The organism is Bacillus sp. TH25 (genome assembly GCF_016650935.1).
In the GTDB taxonomy this organism is placed as follows: domain Bacteria; phylum Bacillota; class Bacilli; order Bacillales; family Bacillaceae_G; genus Bacillus_A; species Bacillus_A mycoides.
Genome location: NZ_JAEKEU010000036.1, coordinates 535,480 through 554,060, shown reverse-complemented (window position 1 = coordinate 554,060; position 18,581 = coordinate 535,480). Strand labels below are relative to the sequence as shown.

The window sequence follows — 18,581 nt, the reverse complement described above, 5'->3', positions numbered from 1 at the left end:
AATATGTCCTTTATTGATGAAGAAAAATATCGTATTAAACGTGCAGGGAAAAAGAAACATAAAGGTATTGTCATTTCTAGCATAGCAGGGACAATTGTAGGGGCTTCATTATTTGCATTTGGAGCTCCTTTATTTTCAAATCATGCAGGTAAGCTTCCGCAAGCTGAAGCAAGTGAAAAAAATATGGCTGAAGCTCAAAGTGGAAATGTTCCTGTTAAACAGATTAGCTTTGTAGACGCTGTTGATCGTGCTTCAGAGGCTGTTGTTGGTGTTATTAATATTCAACGAGACGATTTTTCAGAGGCTGATTCGGAAGCTGGTACAGGATCTGGTGTGATTTATAAGAAAACAGATGGACATGCGTATATTGTAACGAATAACCACGTTGTTGCTGGGGCGAATCGTATTGAAGTGAGCTTAAGTGACGGTAAGAAAATTCCAGGTAAAGTATTAGGAACCGATGTAGTCACTGATTTAGCGGTACTAGAAATAGATGCGAAGTATGTGAAGAAAGTGATTGAAATTGGCGATTCTAATACCGTTCGTAGAGGAGAACCAGTTATTGCGATTGGAAATCCACTTGGGCTACAATTTTCCGGAACTGTCACACAAGGTATTATTTCGGCTAATGAGCGTATTGTTCCTGTAGATTTAAACCAAGATGGACATTACGATTGGCAAGTAGAAGTATTGCAAACAGATGCGGCAATTAATCCAGGTAATAGTGGTGGAGCGCTTGTAAATGTAGCGGGACAATTAATTGGCATTAACTCAATGAAAATTGCAGCAAAAGAAGTAGAAGGAATTGGACTAGCTATTCCAGTTACGAGAGCTGTTCCTATTATGAATGAACTAGAAAAGTACGGTAAAGTAAAAAGACCTTATGTTGGGATTGAACTAAGGTCATTAAACGAGATTCCGAGTTACTATTGGTCAAAAACGTTACGATTACCAGATAACGTAAAAGAAGGAGTCTGCATTTTAGATGTGAAAAGTCCTTCGCCAGGTACGGATGCGGGTCTTAGAGAACATGATGTTATTGTGGCGGTAGATGGAAAAGCGGTGCAAGATATTATTGGGTTCCGCACGGCCTTATATAATAAAAAAATTAATGATAAAATGACTCTTACGTTTTATCGTGGTACAAAACGAGCGACAACAACGGTGAAATTAGGCATTCAAAAGTATTAAAAACAGGAGGGCCTACCTCCTGTTTTCTATTGTAGAAAAGTGAGGTGAAGAATATGAATTTACCTTGTTGTTTAGAACATGTTGAATTAGCATTAGATATCATTGTGGATGAGTGTGAAGTCGCACCGGTTATTAACAATGTGGATAACTCTAAAGAAGAGAAAAAAACATGTGAATTTTGTCAAAATGAGGCGACATATGTTGTATCGAACACAGATTCTCACACAATATGTGGGTAACATTTGTGGATATGTGGATAAGTCCTGTGGATAACGTGTTTGTAAGGTGGGGAATAAATGTGAATATCTCGATTATTTCAATTGGGAAATTAAAAGAAAAGTACTTAAAACAAGGTATAGCAGAATATTTAAAACGATTATCTTCTTACGCAAAAGTAGAAGTAATTGAATTGCCAGATGAAAAGGCACCAGAAAATTTAAGTGCAGCAGAAATGTTAATTGTAAAAGAAAAAGAAGGTATTCGTATACTGGATAAAATTTCTGATGATACGCATGTCATTGCGTTAGCTATAGAAGGAAAACAAAAATCATCAGAAGAATTTGCGGTAAACTTAGATCGCCTTGCTACATATGGAAAGAGCAAGATCACATTTGTAATTGGCGGATCACTGGGGCTTAGTTCTGAAGTAATGAAGCGTTCAAACGAATCTCTTTCTTTTTCGAAGATGACATTACCACATCAATTAATGCGATTAGTATTGCTTGAGCAGGTGTATAGAGCGTTTCGGATTAATCGTGGTGAACCTTATCATAAATAAATTTTTCATTTGTATATAAAGAGTAAAAAAGACCATTGGACAAAAATCACCGATGGTCTTTTAAACATTAATAGATGGTATGTAGATTTCCTAAAATAAGTATGTTTCTATTTCTAAAAAAATATGCTGTAATATGAAGAGGAAAAAGTATAAGTAGTCAGAGAAGTGAGGAATTAAAGGTGAAGAAGTTTAAGAAGTTTTACTTGGAGATTACGAGTGTATGTAATCTTGCGTGCAGCTTTTGTCCGCCGACGGAAAGGCAGAAGCAATTCATTTCTGTAGAGGATTTTGCTAAAAGATTAGACCAAATTAAACCTCACACAGACTACATCTATTTGCACGTGAAGGGTGAGCCGTTGCTCCATCCGAAAATAGATCAACTATTAGATTTAAGCCACGAAAAAGGGTTTAAAGTTAATATTACAACGAACGGGACGTTAATTAATAAGAGAAGGCATAGACTGTTAAATAAGCCTGCGTTAAGACAAATGAATTTTTCACTGCACAGTTTTGATGGACACCCAGGTTCGCAAGATAAAGAGGGCTATGTAAGGAGTATACTTTCTTTCATTAGAGAGGCAACAAGTCAATCGGACTTAATCGTTTCACTAAGATTATGGAATTTAACTCAGGATAATAAAACAAATGCTGAAATCCAAAAAAATAGGGATTTATTATCTATAATTGAAAATGAGTTTGATCTATCTTATCAAATTGAAGAGAAGCTTACACCGGGAAAAGGTATAAAAATTGCGGAACGTGTCTTTATTAATCAAGACTATGAATTCCAGTGGCCGGCATTGCATGAAGAAGAGGATGATGGAAAAGGATTCTGTCATGGTCTTCGAAATCAGGCTGGAATCTTAGCGAACGGAACGGTTATTCCTTGTTGTCTAGATGGTGAGGGAATTATTAATCTTGGAAATATTAATAATGATTCATTCTCTAATATTATTGAAGGCGAAAGAGCGAACAATATTGTAGATGGATTTTCAAAAAGGGTTGCAGTAGAAGAACTGTGTAGAAAGTGCGGATACCGCAAAAGATTTGGAAAGTAAATATAGAATAAGCCCTCATAAAGCGAGGGCTTATTTTTATTCTTGATAAGAACGTTCTAATTCATCAATTAAGGAACCTACGTAAGAAACAGCTTTACGGATTGCATCTGGTTTTGACATGTCTACTCCAACGTGTTTCATTAATTCAAGTGGTTTCATTGTACCGCCTGCACGGAGTACATCAAGCCAGCGATCAACAGCAGGTTGTCCCTCTTCTTTAATCATTTGAGCTACAGCGGTAGAAGCAGTTAGTCCCGCAGAATATGTGTAAGAATATAAGCCCATATAATAGTGAGGTTGACGCATCCATGTTAAACCGGCGCCTTCATCAATTTCTACGGAATCTCCCCAGAATGTCGAAAGGACCTTCGTTTTTATTTCAGTTAAAGTTGTAGCTGTGAGTGCTTGTCCTTCTTCTGCTAGAGCGTATACTCTTCTTTGATATTCTCCCTCAAGTAGATGGGTAACGAAGTTGTGGTAATATGTGCCGAGTAGTTGCAGAATAACCCATCTGCGCATTCTCTTATCTTCAGTAGTCGCAAGTAAATGCTGGGCTAATAGTAATTCATTCATCGTTGATGGAGCTTCAACGAAGTACATAGATGGACGCACATTCATAATACGCTGATTTTTATTTGCTAAATAAAAATGACCAGCATGTCCAAATTCATGAGCTAATGTGAAACACCCGCGCATCGTACCCTGCCATGTAATTAAAATATAAGGGTGGGAACCATATGGGCTAGAGCAGAAGGCACCTGTTGATTTTCCTACGTTATCTGCAAGGTCTACCCATCTTTCTTTGAAGCCCTTTTCGATAATGGAACTATATTCATTTCCTAATACTTTTAAAGAATCTTGAATGAGTTTGCCAGCTTCTTCGTAAGTGATTGTTGGATTAAATTCAGGATCTAACGGTGCATGTAAGTCACAGAAAAGCATTTGATCAAGCCCTAATACATTCTTTTTTAAATCTGCAAAACGGCGCATATGAGGCGCTAATTCGTTATAAATAATATCTAGTTGGTTGTTATACATTTCAAGTGGAACTTTTTGAGGTTCTAAAAGCATATGGGTAACGGACTCGTACTTGCGCAAACGAGAAAGCGCCACTTGTTTTTTTACTTCAGTAGCATATGTTGTTGCAACTGTATTTTTATATCGTTTCAATGTGGAAACAAATGATGAATATGCTTTTTTACGTATATATGCGCTTGGAGAAAATTCATATTTGCTTTCGAATAATGCAAACGATACAGGCAAATCATTTCCCTGTTCATCTTGTATAGAAGGGAAATCCATATCGGCTAATTTAGTCATGCCGTAAATTTTGTAGGGTGAACTATGAACTTCGCCGAGTGCAGCAAGAGCTTCTTCTGTTTCAGGAGAGAGTGTGTGCTGCCTCTTTTGGAGTATCTCTAGTAATGATTTACGGAAAGGTTCAAGTTTTATTTCCTCAGTTAAATATTTTTCAATTGTTCCCTCCTCAAATGAGAGAATTTCGTTATGAATAAAGGATAGTGCGGTATGTACATTCGTTCCTAGAGCGGAAATTTTGGAAGAGTTCGCTTGAATAACTGAATCTGTACGATCAGCGGATTCTTTTAAATTTGCATATGCGCCGAGTTTTGTTAACTTCATTAAAAGCTCTTCTTCTAAAAGTAGGCAATTTAATAAGGTAGCGGGGCTAGTGTGTAATTGTCCTTTAAATGCATCAAGTTTTTTTATATCGTCTGTTAATACACGTAATGCAGTTTCCCACTCTTTATCAGATTCGTATAAATCAGAAAGGTCCCATGTCAATTCAGTAGAGACTTCCGCGCGAATAAGGCGTTTCTCAATTACATTTTTCATTTGTTATATCCCCCTTATTATAAGTATCTAAAAACATGATACTAGAAAATTCAGTGAAATGAAAATATTTTACATTTTTATACATGAAAAAGAAGGACAAGCATAAAAAATGCTTGTCCTTCTAGTTAAATTTATAAATTAATATACTTTGTCACCGTTGAAAATAGAGTTTTTCACGACTACATAATCTACAGTACGAATTGCGTCTAATTTTGTTCCACCAGCGTAAGAGATAGAAGATTGAAGATCTTGTTCCATTTCGATTAAAGTGTCTTCTAAAGAACCTTTATGCTCAACGAACATTTTCTTACCTTCAACGTTTTTCTTCTCACCTTTTTGGAATTCAGAAGCTGAACCGAAGTACTCTTTATAAAGTTTGCCATCTTTTTCGATTGTTTCCCCTGGAGACTCTTCATGACCTGCGAATAGAGAACCGACCATAACCATAGTTGCTCCAAATCGAATTGATTTAGCTACGTCGCCATGTGTACGAATACCACCGTCAGCGATAATTGGCTTACTTGCAGCTTTTGCACACCAGCGAAGTGCAGCTAGCTGCCAACCGCCAGTTCCAAAGCCTGTTTTAATTTTAGTAATACAAACTTTACCAGGTCCAATGCCAACTTTTGTTGCATCAGCACCAGCGTTTTCTAATTCTCTTACCGCTTCTGGAGTTCCAACGTTTCCAGCGATAACAAAGCTTTCTGGTAAATGTTTTTTAATATGTTGAATCATGTTGATCACAGCATTAGAGTGACCATGTGCGATATCGATTGTAATGTATTCAGGTGAAAGTTGCTCAGCAGCTAATTGTTGTACGAATTCGTATTCGTCTTCTTTAACACCAACGCTGATTGAAGCAATTAATCCACGTGATTGCATATCTCTAATGAATGAGATTCGTTTCTCTGGTTGGAAACGATGCATGATATAGAAGTAATTATTTTCAGCTAAATAAGTTGCGATTCTTTCATCTATAATCGTTTGCATATTTGCAGGTACGACAGGTAATTTAAATTTATGTTTTCCTAAAGTGACAGTTGTATCACATTCAGATCGGCTGTTTACAATACATTTTGCAGGAATTAATTGAATGTCTTCATAGTCAAATACGTTTTCCATCATTTACACCCCTAAAATACGAATATTTTATTTTTATTGATTAAAAATGTTCGTCCATAGGATAATTTACATCATTTTTATGAAGAAGTCAAAGATTTTCTTAACATTTTTTTAAAAGAAGCTAATATCTTTTAAAAATAACGCTAAAAACGAATTTAAATAGTTTTTATATGCATAACGTTCGTTTATGAAAAAGTAAGGAAAGTTGCGATAATTGCATAAAATTGTATGTGTGCTTCTTATTTTGGGTGAGGGGGCTGGGGAGATACTATGAAAAAGTTAATACTAATAATAGGAATAACTTTTTTGGTTACTGCCGGATGTAGCAATAATGATGCATTTGATAGGGCAGAGAAACAAGGAGATTTAGCACTGGAAAATAAAGAATACGATAGAGCAGTTGCATCTTTTGAATTAGCATTAAAAGAAAAGAAGGATGATCGGGAAATAAGGCTGAAGGTGAATCAAACAAATAAAATGATTGAAGCAGTACAGGAAAGTAATATAGACCGAGCAATTTCGTTATTGAGGGAAATTGAAAATGATGCTGCTAGTTCAGTTATATTAGCCAAACAAGCAAAAGAAAAACGAGAAGTTTTAGCTAATCAAAAAGATGAGGAAGAAAAATATAAGCAAATGCTAGTTAAAGTAGAGGAGTTGAAAAACGAGCAGAAGTTTGGGGATGTAAAAGAGCAACTTAACGTAATTATTAGGGAAACGAAAGGGAAAGAACAGTTTAAAATATATTATCAAAATGCGAATGAACAAATTATACAGAGTGTGCCGAGGGCAGTAGATGTAGATAAAACAAAAGATGAGAACCGTAAGGAAGAAAAAGTAATAGAAGAGAAGCCGAAGAAAGAAATTGTTATTACCGGTCAGAAGGCAGAATATATTACTAAACTAAATAGTATTGAGGAGAGTTTGAAAAAGCTCGATTACTTATATGAGAACGGAATTACAACTGAAATGAAAGAAGTGGAAGTTAAAAGATACGATGCATGGGATCAAGCTTTAAATGAGATTTATGCTGTTTTGAAAAAGCAACTTTCTACAAGTGAAATGAACACTTTGAGAGAGAAACAGCGTGAATGGATTACGTATCGAGATCGCAAGGCGGAAGAAGCTTGGAATAAATCTGGGCGGGGAACATTATCAGGGGTAGCAACTATTTCATCGAATGCAAATAGTACGAGGGAAAGATGTTATCAGTTAGTTGAGCAATATATGGAATAATATTTTTAAAAAGTTTTTAAAATAGAAGATCCTTTTGTTTAGTCAGGCGAATCACGAATGATTCGCCTTTTTATGTGAGCTTTCAAGTATAATGAATAAGGTGATAATAAGGTATATGATGATTCATTGATAGAAAAAGCGAAAAAAGAAAATAATACAGAATAAAAAGAGGTTAATATATGAGTAAAAAAAGTTTTGCTGATTATGCATTAAGTAAAGAAATTGTAAGAGCACTTACTGGTTTAGGATATGAACATCCAACGGAAGTGCAAGGAGAGGTTATTCCAGTTGCCTTGCAAAAGAAAGACCTTGTCGTGAAATCACAGACTGGAAGTGGAAAAACTGCTTCATTCGGCATACCACTTTGTGAAATGGTGGAGTGGGAAGAGAATAAGCCACAAGCTTTAGTTTTAACACCGACGAGAGAGCTTGCGGTGCAAGTAAAAGAAGATATTACGAATATAGGTCGTTTCAAAAGAATTAAGGCCGCTGCAGTTTATGGTAAATCTCCATTTGCACGTCAAAAATTAGAGTTAAAGCAAAAAACACATATTGTAGTTGGGACTCCTGGACGTGTGTTAGATCATATTGAAAAAGGTACCCTTTCTTTAGAGTGTTTGAAGTATTTAGTTATTGATGAAGCGGATGAAATGCTGAATATGGGTTTTATCGATCAAGTAGAGGCAATTATTGACGAATTACCTAAAAAACGAATGACAATGCTATTTTCAGCAACACTTCCAAAAGATGTTGAAAAGTTATCTCGTACGTATATGGATTCGCCAACGCATATTGAAATTAAGGCTACCGGGATTACAACAGATAAAATTGAACATACACTTTTTGAGATGAGAGAAGAGGAGAAGCTTTCACTTCTTAAAGATGTAACAACGATTGAGAATCCAGATAGTTGTATTATTTTTTGCCGTACGCAAGAAAATGTAGATCACGTATTTCAGCAGTTAAAGCGCATTAACTATCCTTGTGACAAAATACATGGTGGTATGGTACAAGAAGATCGTTTTGAAGTTATGGACGATTTTAGAAAAGGAAAGTTCCGTTATTTAGTAGCGACAGACGTAGCTGCTAGAGGAATTGATATTGATAATATTACACATGTTATTAACTATGATATTCCATTAGAAAAAGAAAGTTATGTACATCGTACGGGAAGAACGGGACGAGCTGGTAATAACGGGAAAGCTATTACATTCATGACGCCGTATGAAAATAGATTTTTAGAAGAGATTGAGGAATACATTGGCTTTGAAATTCCAAAGGCACTTGCACCTTCAAAAGAAGAAGTTATGAAAGGGAAAGCAGTATTTGAGGAAAAGATACATGCTAAACCAATTATAAAGAAAGATAAAAATGCAGACCTAAACAAAGGAATTATGAAATTGTACTTTAATGGCGGGAAGAAAAAGAAAATTAGGGCGGTAGATTTCGTCGGTACAATTGCTAAAATTAAAGGTGTTACAGCAGAAGATATAGGAATTATTACAATACAAGACAATGTTTCTTACGTTGAAATATTAAATGGAAAAGGACCGCTTGTTTTAAAAATTATGAAAAACACAACGATTAAAGGGAAACAATTAAAGGTTCATGAAGCAATTAAGTAAACAAAAAAACTATCCACCTCTAACAGGTGGATAGTTTTTTTTGTTTAAGTTTCTTTGAGGTCATCAACTAGTTTCTCTGCTAAACGTCTATACATATTACTCATAGTCACGAAGGATGTTAGTAATAAAAACTTTTCTAGCTTTGGATCTTCTAAGGAAGAAACCTCGTTTACTTCCTTAACACGGTTATTCACGTCTTGCTTAAAGCTTTCCACATTGGTGTCAGTAAGAGAAAGGTAATCTTTATATAGAGTATTTAATTCGAATGTATCATCGTTTATTAACGGTGCATTTATATTTTCTAAGGAGCTTTTTATATCATTAATGGAAAGAGCTCCTTTTAATTGATAAATTAAGCTGATTAAAATCATATGTTCTTTTGAATACTTTTTATTTTTGATAGGGATGAATAACTTCCCTTTTGCGTAATTGTTAATCATTGTTTTTGTTAATACTTTTTCATCATCAGTTCTCGTTGTATCCGCATAAGTATTCTCAAATAGTTGGACAACTTGGTCTACATATAAGTCGACATTTGGGATATCCTCAAGTTTAATACTTTTTTCTAAATGTAATGATTCAAGTAATTTATTTATATTTTCCACGTAGAACCCCTCACTTTTATAACTTAGTGGAACTTAATGTTTAGTATATCTTTAAATATGGTATTACGAAACAAATGAATTGTAAATGTTGACCCGCACGGATAATATGTATATAATTACATGTAGTTATGAAAACTACATGTAATTATATGAGGGGTGTTTATATGAATGTTTATGTAAGAGAACCGGTTAATGCATTTACTCACTTAGGAGGAGCTGTATTATCATTTATTGCATTATTAGCTATGCTTGTGAAAGTTTCTGTTAAGATGCCATCTGTTGCTGCAATTACAGCTGTTATTTTATTCGGTATCGGGATGATGGTCCTTTATATGGCATCAGCTGTGTATCATAGTGTCGTAGCCAGTGAACGTGTTATTTATTTCTTTAGGAAGCTAGATCATTCTATGATTTTCATATTAATTGCAGGTACATATGCACCCTTTTGCTTAATTACATTAAATTCGGCAAATGGTTTACTATTATTTTGTTTAGTTTATGCAACGGCAATTTGTGGTATTGCTTTTAAAATGTTTTGGTTTAATTGTCCAAGATGGTTATCGACAGCAATTTATCTTCTGATGGGTTGGTTAATTGTTCTATTCTTTGCACCGCTAGCTGAGAATCTAAGTACAGGAGGTATTATTTTCTTAGTACTTGGAGGCATTTTTTATACAATTGGTGGGTTTATTTACGGTGCGAAGCCAAAATGGTTGGAGTTTAAATATATGGGACACCATGAAATTTTTCATGTTTTTGTATTGTTAGGTAGTCTTGCACATTTTCTAAGTGTATATTGTTACGTAATTTGATCAAAAAACGCCACGCGATGTCTGTTATGTGGCGTTTTTTTATTACCTGATTTGAATCGTTTATTGTACAAAAAATCATGGGATAAAATGTAAGTTTCTGTGTTCGCATAATAAACATATGATAAGAAATATGTGATATACTTTGAGAAGTTTATAATGAATGAAATATGGAGGACTATAATTATGGCAATACTTGTAACAGGTGGAGCAGGATATATTGGTAGTCATACATGCGTAGAATTACTAAAAAACGGTTACGAAATTATAGTAGTAGATAATCTTTCGAATAGCTCAGTAGAGTCTATAAATCGAGTGACAGAGATAACAGGAAAACAGTTTAAATTTTATAAAGAAGATATTTTAAATCGAGAAGCACTTGATACGATTTTTGAAGAAAATACAATTGAAGCTGTTATTCACTTTGCAGGCTTTAAGGCTGTAGGGGAATCAGTAGAAATTCCGTTAACGTATTATCATAACAACATTACAAGCACACTAGTGCTATGTGAAGTGATGCAGAAGCATGATGTGAAGAAGATGATCTTCAGTTCATCTGCAACAGTGTATGGTATTCCAGAAACATCACCAATTACGGAGGAGTTTCCATTAAGTGCAACGAATCCATATGGTCAAACGAAATTAATGATTGAACAAATTATGCGTGACGTAGCATTTGCGGATGCAGAATGGAGTATCGCATTACTTCGTTATTTCAACCCATTTGGTGCGCATGAAAGTGGACGTATTGGAGAAAATCCAAACGGAATTCCAAATAACTTAATGCCATATGTAACACAAGTAGCAGTAGGGAAGTTAAAGGAATTAAGTGTATTTGGAAATGACTATCCAACAAAAGATGGCACGGGTGTCCGTGATTATATTCATGTTGTAGACTTAGCAAATGGCCATGTAAAGGCGCTTGGAAAGGTACTTGGCACTACTGGGATAGATGCATACAATCTCGGTACAGGTACTGGTTATAGTGTGCTAGAGATGGTTGAAGCATTTGAAAAGGTTTCGGGCAAAGAAGTTCCTTATAAAATTACGGAGCGTCGACCTGGTGATGTGGCAGTATGTTTTGCAGATGCATCGAAAGCGAAGCGTGAATTAGGATGGGAAGCAAAACGCGGATTAGAAGAGATGTGTGCAGACTCTTGGAGATGGCAATCAAATAACAAAAATGGCTATCTAGAAGTTTAATGAACAGATAAAAAAATGACCTTTTGCGGGAGCAAAAGGTCATTTTTATTTATTTATTTCCATTAAGTTTATTAGCAAATTTAGTAAAGAAAGTTCGCCGTTTTATAGGAGTATTTGACTGACAAAACGTATAGTAATCAATATCTTTAATGTAAGTAAAGAGTCTAGAAATAGCATATAAGAATGTAATAGAAGATCCGAGTGCAAAACTAATACCGTAACCATTGAACCCAAATGGAAGTAGAAGAAGACTTAATAACAAATTTGCAGAAAAGAACAGGGCTGATGTTCGAAATGCCCCTTTACGATCTTCAAAATATAAGAGTAGTAACGTGATAACAAGGACCATCCCGTTTGCATAAGCACCAATTATAGTCAGCTGCAAAATAGAGTACTCAAGTGTTACGTTCCCAGATTGTGAACTAAACATCCATATTATAAAAATAATAAGTAAAGAAAAAATACCTTGATTACGAAGTATTCGTTCCATTTCTTGCTTTAGGACAAAGTTCATTGATTCTTTTAATTGTAAGATTGTATTTAATGTCGCCCCATTGTTAACTGAACCGAAGAACTTCTTATACCGTTCATAAAACCTTGTTTCAATGGATACTACGAAGAAAATATAGGTTGGGATAATGCTTAAATAAGCCCAGAAAACAGATGTATCATAAATTTGATGATAAATAAACGTGTTTTCAATATTTCCTCGCCCTTCTCCGAACCAAATAACAAAGTTACATACCCAAATGCCAATATTGTAAAGTAAGCTTGACCAAAATAGTTCTGGATATTTATCTAAATAAGAAAGAAAGGTAAATTGTTCAGTAGCATCACTATTTGGAAACATTCGTACAATAACTATACTTAACCACACTAATGTAATGAAAGTCCCGATTGTAAAAGAAATTAAAAGTAATAGGGCCAATCCGTGTTCTATTCCAAGTGTTGGATGCCAGTAAGCGATAAGTGCAATTCCAGATAAGGAGAAAATGGAACCAATTAAAAATGCAAGAGCGATGGACTGATAATCTTTAGCTGCTGTTAAATAAATGGATTGAATCCAAATGATGTTTAAAGCTAAAAATAAAAATAGCATCACAATTTTATAATACAAGGCTAATGGTGTAAAAATTGCAAACAAAATCCATAAGGTAATAGCTAAAAAAAGTGTGATTTTCGTCATTCCTAAAAAGGAAGAAAATACTTTATCAGCTTTTTGCTCGTATAAAAGGTCGGCCACATATCTAGTTACGATGAGTTGCAAGGCACCATATATGATTTGAGAAAAAATGAAGCAGTATGAAATTGAAATTGTGAAAAGGCGCTGTTCCTCAATTGAAATAGAATGGAACAAACTTAAAATGTATCGAATAGCTGTTACTGCTAAAATAACGACTAACCAAGGACCAGCTGTAACAAATAATGAAAATCCGTACGCTTTTATTCTGGAAGAATAGTAGTCTTCTTGGAATAATTTTTGTAAACGAAATCCTATCCCTGCCATGTTTTTTTACCTCTTTCTAAGTAAAGCTTACGATAACTATCAACGACACCTGATAATTGATAGTGCGCTTCAATACGATTGCGCCCGTTATCCCCAAATTGTTGAATGGATTCAGGGTGACGATAATACCACTCTAAATGAATGGCAACTTGTTCAGGAGATACAGGTGGTACAACAAATCCACATTGTCCGTAAGGATCTTCATCTTGTCCGTAAATTAATTCCTTACAAGAGCCGACATCTGTAACAACCCATGGTAATCCTGCTGCCATTCCTTCTAACATAGCTAATGGTTGTCCTTCAGATATACTTGTTAATACGAGAATATCTGTTTGTTTTAAGTAATCTTTAATATTTACTTTGCCGGTCATTATTACATGCTCTTCTAATCCTAATTGTTGAATTAAATCACGACATTCCTGAGCATATTCTGCTTCTTCCGTATCAGGACCTAGTAAGTAAAATGTAAATGGAATATCTTTTTCTAATAATAATTTAGCTGCATAAATCATTGTTTTTACATCTTTAATTGGCACAACTCGTATAATAGCGGAAATGATGAGTTTATCCGAATTGTATTTTGGTTTACGTAACCCTTTATAGTCAGATAAAGTAACGCCATTTGGAACGATTTTTAGTTTATGGGCCGGAGCACCTAATTCTTTTTGATATGCACTATTTCGGCCGAACAACGTAATTACATCAGCGGCTTGTTCATATGCTTGATGAGACAAGTGATGAAAGAAAGAAACCCATCTTTTTTTATATTCAATTGGTATCCAAGTAGATTGTAGTATTTCTTCTTCACGCTCCCGAGAATAAATACCGTGTTCAGTTAGAATAAATGGTATATCGGACTTGGCACTAATTGCAGCACCAAGTAATCCACCATACCCTGTCGATACAGAATGAATAAGATCTAATTCAGGAAAATCAATTTGTAAAATTTGAATGATTGGTGTGAACATAGATCTCCACATCCAAAAATAATTTAAGAAGGATCCACTACTTTCTTCATATAAATAGCTTTCTTTAACAATTTCATAAAACTCACGGCTTTCGAAGAAGGAATGGAGTGTTCCTAGCTTTTGTTTATTCCCTAATATTTGTAATGCTGTTGTATCGTTCGCTTGAAATGTAAACCATTTTTGAAGTGTCTGTACTTCTTGTTCAGTTAAATTAGTTTTTATATGTTTTGCTCCATTTTCTGATTGCAAAGGAATCAGAATGATGTCTTTTACATTGCTTGGAATTTCATATTGATATTCATCTTCTGTTTTTACTTGAGGGACTATCGCGAAAATCGTAAATTCATGTTCTTTAAACTGCTGGATAATCATTTGAACCCAGCTTGCTACCCCTCCACTTACAAAGGGATAGCTGCCTTCAACGACCAAACCTATTCTCATCTGTTATGCTCCTTTAATTGGAATCGTAGCGCTGGCTTTCGTTAACGTAACGCTATAAATTTGGGAATCAAGCTTTTTAACTGTACCGTAAGGGAATGAGCCAGGTTGTATTTTCTTACCTTCTTCTACACGTATAATTGTTGAAGTATGGTTTGGTAACCCTTTATATGCAATGTGAACAGCATCATCTTCATAAGAAACATCTAGGTCACCAGTTTGATAAATTTTCATAGAAGCAGTTGCTTCACTTTGGGTCATACTTTTTATATAAGGATATCTTTCTCGTATTTCTTTAATTGTCTTTTTATAAGCTTTAAATAATTCTTCCCATGTTAAATTACCTGAGCGTTTTTCATCAAGGATATCATCTGGATGGACGAAATGTGAGATAACCCCTAAATTTGCGGTAACATCAGTTAAGATAAATTGCTCTTCATCTGTGATAGCATAGCCGCTCGTAATGCGCGGGAAGTGATAAATGTTTTTATTATGTTCATCTGGTCCAAATTCTTGAATTAAACTACCGTTACTTTTACTTCCCACATATAGAGAAGCAACTGTTTCCATAGTTGGAACCGCGTCGTTTAATGCACTTAATCCAGTTGTATTTATAATATTGGATGGTGGTACATAGGTTTTTAATTTTTCGTTTGGAAAGAAGTTATACACGAGTTTTTGCAGAGCATCTAAGGAGCTCTCCATATCCTCTTTTGAATTCCATGGAACATATTCAAGTGCTTTATCTACTGGAGCTGGTGGTAATAATAAAGGTTGATGGTTATAGCCATGAATGCCTATTTCCCCGCCGTGACTTAGTAATTCTCTCCCAAATAATAAATAGGTATTTCTATTTTTACCTGTGAAATCTTCAAAGGGTGGCGTTACTTTATTTTGGTACGTCCCAATGGCAACACCCGTATATTTAATATCAAGATCTTCAGAGATATCCTTCATATTTTTCCACCAATGTTTTTTATAAAATTCTTCAACAGAAATTTTTTCTTTCGTTAAGTTTTTTAGTTCGCCACTTGGAATCGGAGATGGGAAGTCATCGATATACATAATCTCCGCTCCAAGTTGTGCTGAAGCGAAAGCCGGGAAAATAGTACCCAGTGATTGAACGAACATACCTCTACCTAATTTATCGTTCAATGCTGTTGTATTCCAATATAAGACTTTTCCTTCACCGTAGTCATTGGTCCAAAGGATGGGAGTATCTTCCGCTGTAATCCAAGTATTAGTTGTATTCTCATCTAGCGTAATATTCATTGAGCTATGAGTAAACAATGGAGAAGAACTTGAGAGATCTGGATAACCAGGGAATAAAACTTCTTCAAAGGTTAATCCTTTCGCATCTTTGAAACCTTCTTTTTGGGTAATACCAAATAATGTGTTCCAGGAAGGATCTGAATCAAGTCGGTTTGCGATAATAATTCTTCCGCCCATTTGTACAAAATTTTGAATATCAGCTTGTGGAAGTTGCTCCATTATTTCACCTGTAATAATAATCCCTGTATAGGGAGAGGGCGTAAGTCCCTTAATTTCATTAGCTGTAATATCTTTATAGCGTAGGTGTGCGTAATCCATTGCCTTCTTCGTATTAAATTCGACTTGTTGCCCTAATGTATTATCCGTTTTTAAAACGTATAATTGCATTTTTTGTCCATTTTGAGCTACATCTTTTGCTTTGAGTGTTTTAACAGTATCTGTTTCTTTAGTTTTAGGAACAGAAAACTTTTGATAAAAATTTTCTGTTCGATATATAAGGATGGATAAAATTAAGAGAAATAAAATGATACTAATAATCCCGATATATATATTAATCCCCTTTTTCAATGTGTGCGCCTCCAAACTGCCTTACAAATAATTGATATTTACGCGGTAGTATATGAACTCTTTTTGCATCTGTTAGATTATTGATTAAGTTATAGAGCTTGTCCCATAACTGTTGCTCATAATATATTTCAAGTAAACCAACGTAACCGTAATATGATTCAGGATAGAAATGAACAAGATTTAAAAATTGTTCTTCAGACTTTGCATATTGTTTTGTGTGTAGAAACAGATTTCCAAGATGGAAAGGGTAAAGAGGTTCGTTAGGGAATAGTTCTACACCTTGTGTAATAAAATTCATAAATTCAGCGATTATTTTTTCTTTTTGCTGATTAGAAAGAAGCCCACTGTTTATATATCTTAAATAGTTAGAAACCAATTCTTTTGCAATTTCATTTTGTGGATTTTGTAGAAATTGCTTATTTAAGTATTCGATCTGTTTTTCGTACCGTTCATTTAGTAAATTAATAGTAGTTGCTGCGTAATGCACAGTTTCAGGATCTTTATGGTGAATGGCTTCTTTCAATAAGCCTCCTTCATTAGCAATAGAGGAGGAGCTTAACTGTACAATGAGTTGTTTATGTAATTCAGGCTTATCTAGTTCTAATCCAGAAGAAAATGAAATTAAGTCCATATCTTGTTTTGCTGATTCCAAAATATCTTCGTAATTATCAACGTGAAAGGCAACATAATCAGAGTATTGCTGTAACCACTCGGTTTTGGAACGTCTTATATTAAGTAATAACATGATTGCTGATACAATAAGTCCGATAAGCGGGAAAAGAAGAGATAGAATCAAGCAAAATTCAATAATTCCTTTTTTATCTTTAGTAATCAAACTTTTCGTAAATCGAAATAAAAGAAAAACCAAAATAACATAAATAAAATAAAGAAGGAGTAAAATCATTAGACTATCACTCCTTTAGAAGAAAGAGCGTTTTGTATACGAGTTTGAACTTGTATACAAAACTGTTCTTCAGTGCCAGGTAATAAAATCATGATTTTCTGCTCGGTCGTACTATAACCGAATATATCGATATCTCGCAAATGGTCTTTTAAAATAGAATTTATCATTCCTAAAGAATCTTGTGGAGAATTGAACTCAAAATAGGAATATGGATAAGATAATGTTTCGTAACGTTTCTTTTCTATTTTTAGTAAATGTTCAAATTCATCTTCATAATAAATGCTTGTTTTAGGGAATGTGCGATTCTCTTGACTGGATAGCCAAAGATTAGAAGCGTTTTGTAAACGATCACCCATCCAGCGTAAATACCATGTGAAAAGTTCGAATTGCTCAGAAGTTACTTTTGAAAATTCGATTTCGTCTAATATAATGACGTATTGTACATCATTTTGGAATAGGACGGGACCAACTAAAAGTGGAGCGTCTTGAAAATCCTCATCTGTACGGAAAAAAGGTCGATTATGCGCTAGCGCATTTTTGATGACTAAGGAAGCGTTTTTAACGAAAATAGATTGAGATAATGTATTTTTACCAGTTTCAGCTCTTAATTTAATACGAAGCGATTGTTTATTGTTATCAACGTGATAGATACCAATTTTTTTTGCTCCAAAATACATTTTTAATACATTCATTCCTTCATCGAGTACAATTTCAGGATGTGTATGATTTAAAGCTTTAAACATATGATACATTTTAGATAAGTGGTTATTTGATTCAAGTACACGAGAACGTAGTGTAATACGTGTTTCATCCAATTGTTTCACGACATATTTTAATTCTTTATTTTCAGCTTTCAACTCATTATTTATCATATGTACATCTTCATAACGTTCTTTTTGTGCAGTGCTCATCAGTCCACAGCATAAACTAATAACAAGTAAGAAAATCCAACTTATCCAGTAATCTGATGAATAAAAGTACAGTAATACATCATTTTCTTTATATATACCGCTTACGAAAATATAAATCATTGCTTCCAGAAAGGCGAAAAGGGCAATAGATATGCCATACCGGCTAGAAATAATTAATGTAATAAATAAGAGTAGGAAGTATTCATACGTTGGTGTTAGAAAATCAGTTAGTATTGAGAGAAAAAATAGTGCAATAAAGAGAATCGTAGGTTCAATCATTTTTTGGAATGAATTGGATTGCTTATAGTACATAAATAAATTCCTTCTTTCATTTGCAAATTTAATTTTGAGGAATAGTACACTAAAATAAAATACATAATTTAAAAGAATTATTTTAAGATATATAATATGTAAAGCCCAAATCATTTTATCAACAGAGATGTAGTAAATTCAAGTGAAATAAATTCTAATTTCTGTTAATGTATTGCATTTATTGGGATTTTTATAAAAAATCGATTTTGAAAAAATGTAGA

General features: G+C 34.3%; 16 protein-coding genes. 8 read left to right on the top strand and 8 right to left on the bottom strand.

Features of this window, described 5'->3' with window-relative positions; all coding sequences use genetic code 11:
- Window positions 1-3 precede the first annotated feature (3 nt).
- The 4 genes from JFT89_RS18430 (at window position 4) to JFT89_RS18415 (ending at window position 3,027) form a co-directional block, all read left to right on the top strand.
- Window positions 4-1,191, top strand: coding sequence for a S1C family serine protease (locus tag JFT89_RS18430; protein ID WP_016096421.1), 1,188 nt, complete (start codon window positions 4-6; stop codon window positions 1,189-1,191).
- A gap of 53 nt (window positions 1,192-1,244) precedes the next feature.
- The gene (locus JFT89_RS18425; RefSeq protein WP_002035001.1) at window positions 1,245-1,430 is read left to right on the top strand and encodes a CxxH/CxxC protein; all 186 of its coding nucleotides are present in this window, start codon (window positions 1,245-1,247) and stop codon (window positions 1,428-1,430) included.
- Between the two features lie 59 nt (window positions 1,431-1,489).
- Complete coding sequence (rlmH, locus tag JFT89_RS18420) at window positions 1,490-1,969, top strand: 23S rRNA (pseudouridine(1915)-N(3))-methyltransferase RlmH (protein ID WP_002089928.1); 480 nt, start codon at window positions 1,490-1,492, stop codon at window positions 1,967-1,969.
- A 179-nt stretch (window positions 1,970-2,148) separates the two neighbouring features.
- Entirely contained in the window at window positions 2,149-3,027 is an 879-nt protein-coding gene (locus JFT89_RS18415) for a radical SAM/SPASM domain-containing protein (RefSeq protein ID WP_002016446.1), read from the top strand.
- A gap of 36 nt (window positions 3,028-3,063) precedes the next feature.
- On the opposite strand, the gene pepF is transcribed toward JFT89_RS18415, so the two are convergent.
- Both pepF and guaC read right to left on the bottom strand, forming a co-directional pair.
- Window positions 3,064-4,881 carry an oligoendopeptidase F gene (gene pepF / locus JFT89_RS18410; RefSeq protein WP_201040444.1) on the bottom strand — a complete coding sequence of 606 codons (1,818 nt, stop codon included), beginning with the start codon at window positions 4,879-4,881 and terminating at the stop codon, window positions 3,064-3,066.
- Window positions 4,882-5,019: 138 nt separating this feature from the next.
- Window positions 5,020-6,003 (bottom strand): GMP reductase, encoded by a 984-nt coding sequence (gene guaC / locus JFT89_RS18405; protein ID WP_002068771.1) that lies wholly within the window; start codon window positions 6,001-6,003, stop codon window positions 5,020-5,022.
- Between the two features lie 270 nt (window positions 6,004-6,273).
- On the opposite strand from guaC, the gene JFT89_RS18400 reads away from it, so the two are divergent.
- Window positions 6,274-7,239, top strand: a complete 966-nt coding sequence (locus JFT89_RS18400; RefSeq protein ID WP_201040443.1) for a lysozyme inhibitor LprI family protein — start codon at window positions 6,274-6,276, stop codon at window positions 7,237-7,239.
- Window positions 7,240-7,418: 179 nt separating this feature from the next.
- Entirely contained in the window at window positions 7,419-8,864 is a 1,446-nt protein-coding gene (locus JFT89_RS18395) for a DEAD/DEAH box helicase (RefSeq protein ID WP_016096425.1), read from the top strand.
- Between the two features lie 44 nt (window positions 8,865-8,908).
- Here the strand turns inward: JFT89_RS18395 and JFT89_RS18390 are convergent, their stop codons facing one another.
- A complete protein-coding gene (locus JFT89_RS18390) occupies window positions 8,909-9,469 on the bottom strand; it encodes a DUF1836 domain-containing protein (protein ID WP_002035007.1) in 561 nt (186 codons plus the stop codon).
- Between the two features lie 164 nt (window positions 9,470-9,633).
- Here JFT89_RS18390 and trhA point away from each other — a divergent pair, with 164 nt between their 5' ends.
- Both trhA and galE read left to right on the top strand, forming a co-directional pair.
- Window positions 9,634-10,281: a PAQR family membrane homeostasis protein TrhA gene (gene trhA, locus JFT89_RS18385; protein ID WP_002016441.1), complete on the top strand. Its 648-nt coding sequence runs from the start codon at window positions 9,634-9,636 to the stop codon at window positions 10,279-10,281.
- 183 nt (window positions 10,282-10,464) lie between these two features.
- Entirely contained in the window at window positions 10,465-11,481 is a 1,017-nt protein-coding gene (galE, locus tag JFT89_RS18380) for a UDP-glucose 4-epimerase GalE (RefSeq protein ID WP_016096427.1), read from the top strand.
- Between the two features lie 49 nt (window positions 11,482-11,530).
- Here galE and pelG read toward each other — a convergent pair whose 3' ends face one another.
- Genes pelG through JFT89_RS18355 form a run of 5 tightly spaced genes read right to left on the bottom strand, consistent with a single transcriptional unit; the run spans window position 11,531 to window position 18,360 of the window.
- Window positions 11,531-12,988, bottom strand: a complete 1,458-nt coding sequence (pelG, locus tag JFT89_RS18375) for an exopolysaccharide Pel transporter PelG (protein WP_016096428.1) — start codon at window positions 12,986-12,988, stop codon at window positions 11,531-11,533.
- Entirely contained in the window at window positions 12,976-14,397 is a 1,422-nt protein-coding gene (gene pelF, locus JFT89_RS18370) for a GT4 family glycosyltransferase PelF (RefSeq protein WP_016096429.1), read from the bottom strand. The genes pelG and pelF overlap by 13 nt, the downstream gene beginning before the upstream one ends.
- Window positions 14,398-14,400: 3 nt before the next feature.
- Window positions 14,401-16,233, bottom strand: a complete 1,833-nt coding sequence (locus JFT89_RS18365; RefSeq protein WP_201040442.1) for a DUF2194 domain-containing protein — start codon at window positions 16,231-16,233, stop codon at window positions 14,401-14,403.
- Window positions 16,217-17,137, bottom strand: coding sequence for a tetratricopeptide repeat protein (locus tag JFT89_RS18360; RefSeq protein ID WP_201040441.1), 921 nt, complete (start codon window positions 17,135-17,137; stop codon window positions 16,217-16,219). The genes JFT89_RS18365 and JFT89_RS18360 overlap by 17 nt, the downstream gene beginning before the upstream one ends.
- Window positions 17,137-18,360 (bottom strand): nucleoside-diphosphate sugar epimerase, encoded by a 1,224-nt coding sequence (locus JFT89_RS18355; protein WP_201040440.1) that lies wholly within the window; start codon window positions 18,358-18,360, stop codon window positions 17,137-17,139. The genes JFT89_RS18360 and JFT89_RS18355 overlap by 1 nt, the downstream gene beginning before the upstream one ends.
- Window positions 18,361-18,581: the final 221 nt, after the last annotated feature.

Coding starts and splice junctions, on each gene's coding strand:
- galE (WP_016096427.1), top strand. CDS start 10,465: ATGGCAATACTTGTAACAGGTGGAGCAGGATATATTGGTAGTCATACA.
- JFT89_RS18430 (WP_016096421.1), top strand. CDS start 4: ATGTCCTTTATTGATGAAGAAAAATATCGTATTAAACGTGCAGGGAAA.
- JFT89_RS18360 (WP_201040441.1), bottom strand. CDS start 17,137: ATGATTTTACTCCTTCTTTATTTTATTTATGTTATTTTGGTTTTTCTT.
- trhA (WP_002016441.1), top strand. CDS start 9,634: ATGAATGTTTATGTAAGAGAACCGGTTAATGCATTTACTCACTTAGGA.
- pelG (WP_016096428.1), bottom strand. CDS start 12,988: ATGGCAGGGATAGGATTTCGTTTACAAAAATTATTCCAAGAAGACTAC.
- JFT89_RS18400 (WP_201040443.1), top strand. CDS start 6,274: ATGAAAAAGTTAATACTAATAATAGGAATAACTTTTTTGGTTACTGCC.
- guaC (WP_002068771.1), bottom strand. CDS start 6,003: ATGGAAAACGTATTTGACTATGAAGACATTCAATTAATTCCTGCAAAA.
- JFT89_RS18425 (WP_002035001.1), top strand. CDS start 1,245: ATGAATTTACCTTGTTGTTTAGAACATGTTGAATTAGCATTAGATATC.
- JFT89_RS18355 (WP_201040440.1), bottom strand. CDS start 18,360: ATGTACTATAAGCAATCCAATTCATTCCAAAAAATGATTGAACCTACG.
- JFT89_RS18395 (WP_016096425.1), top strand. CDS start 7,419: ATGAGTAAAAAAAGTTTTGCTGATTATGCATTAAGTAAAGAAATTGTA.
- pelF (WP_016096429.1), bottom strand. CDS start 14,397: ATGAGAATAGGTTTGGTCGTTGAAGGCAGCTATCCCTTTGTAAGTGGA.
- pepF (WP_201040444.1), bottom strand. CDS start 4,881: ATGAAAAATGTAATTGAGAAACGCCTTATTCGCGCGGAAGTCTCTACT.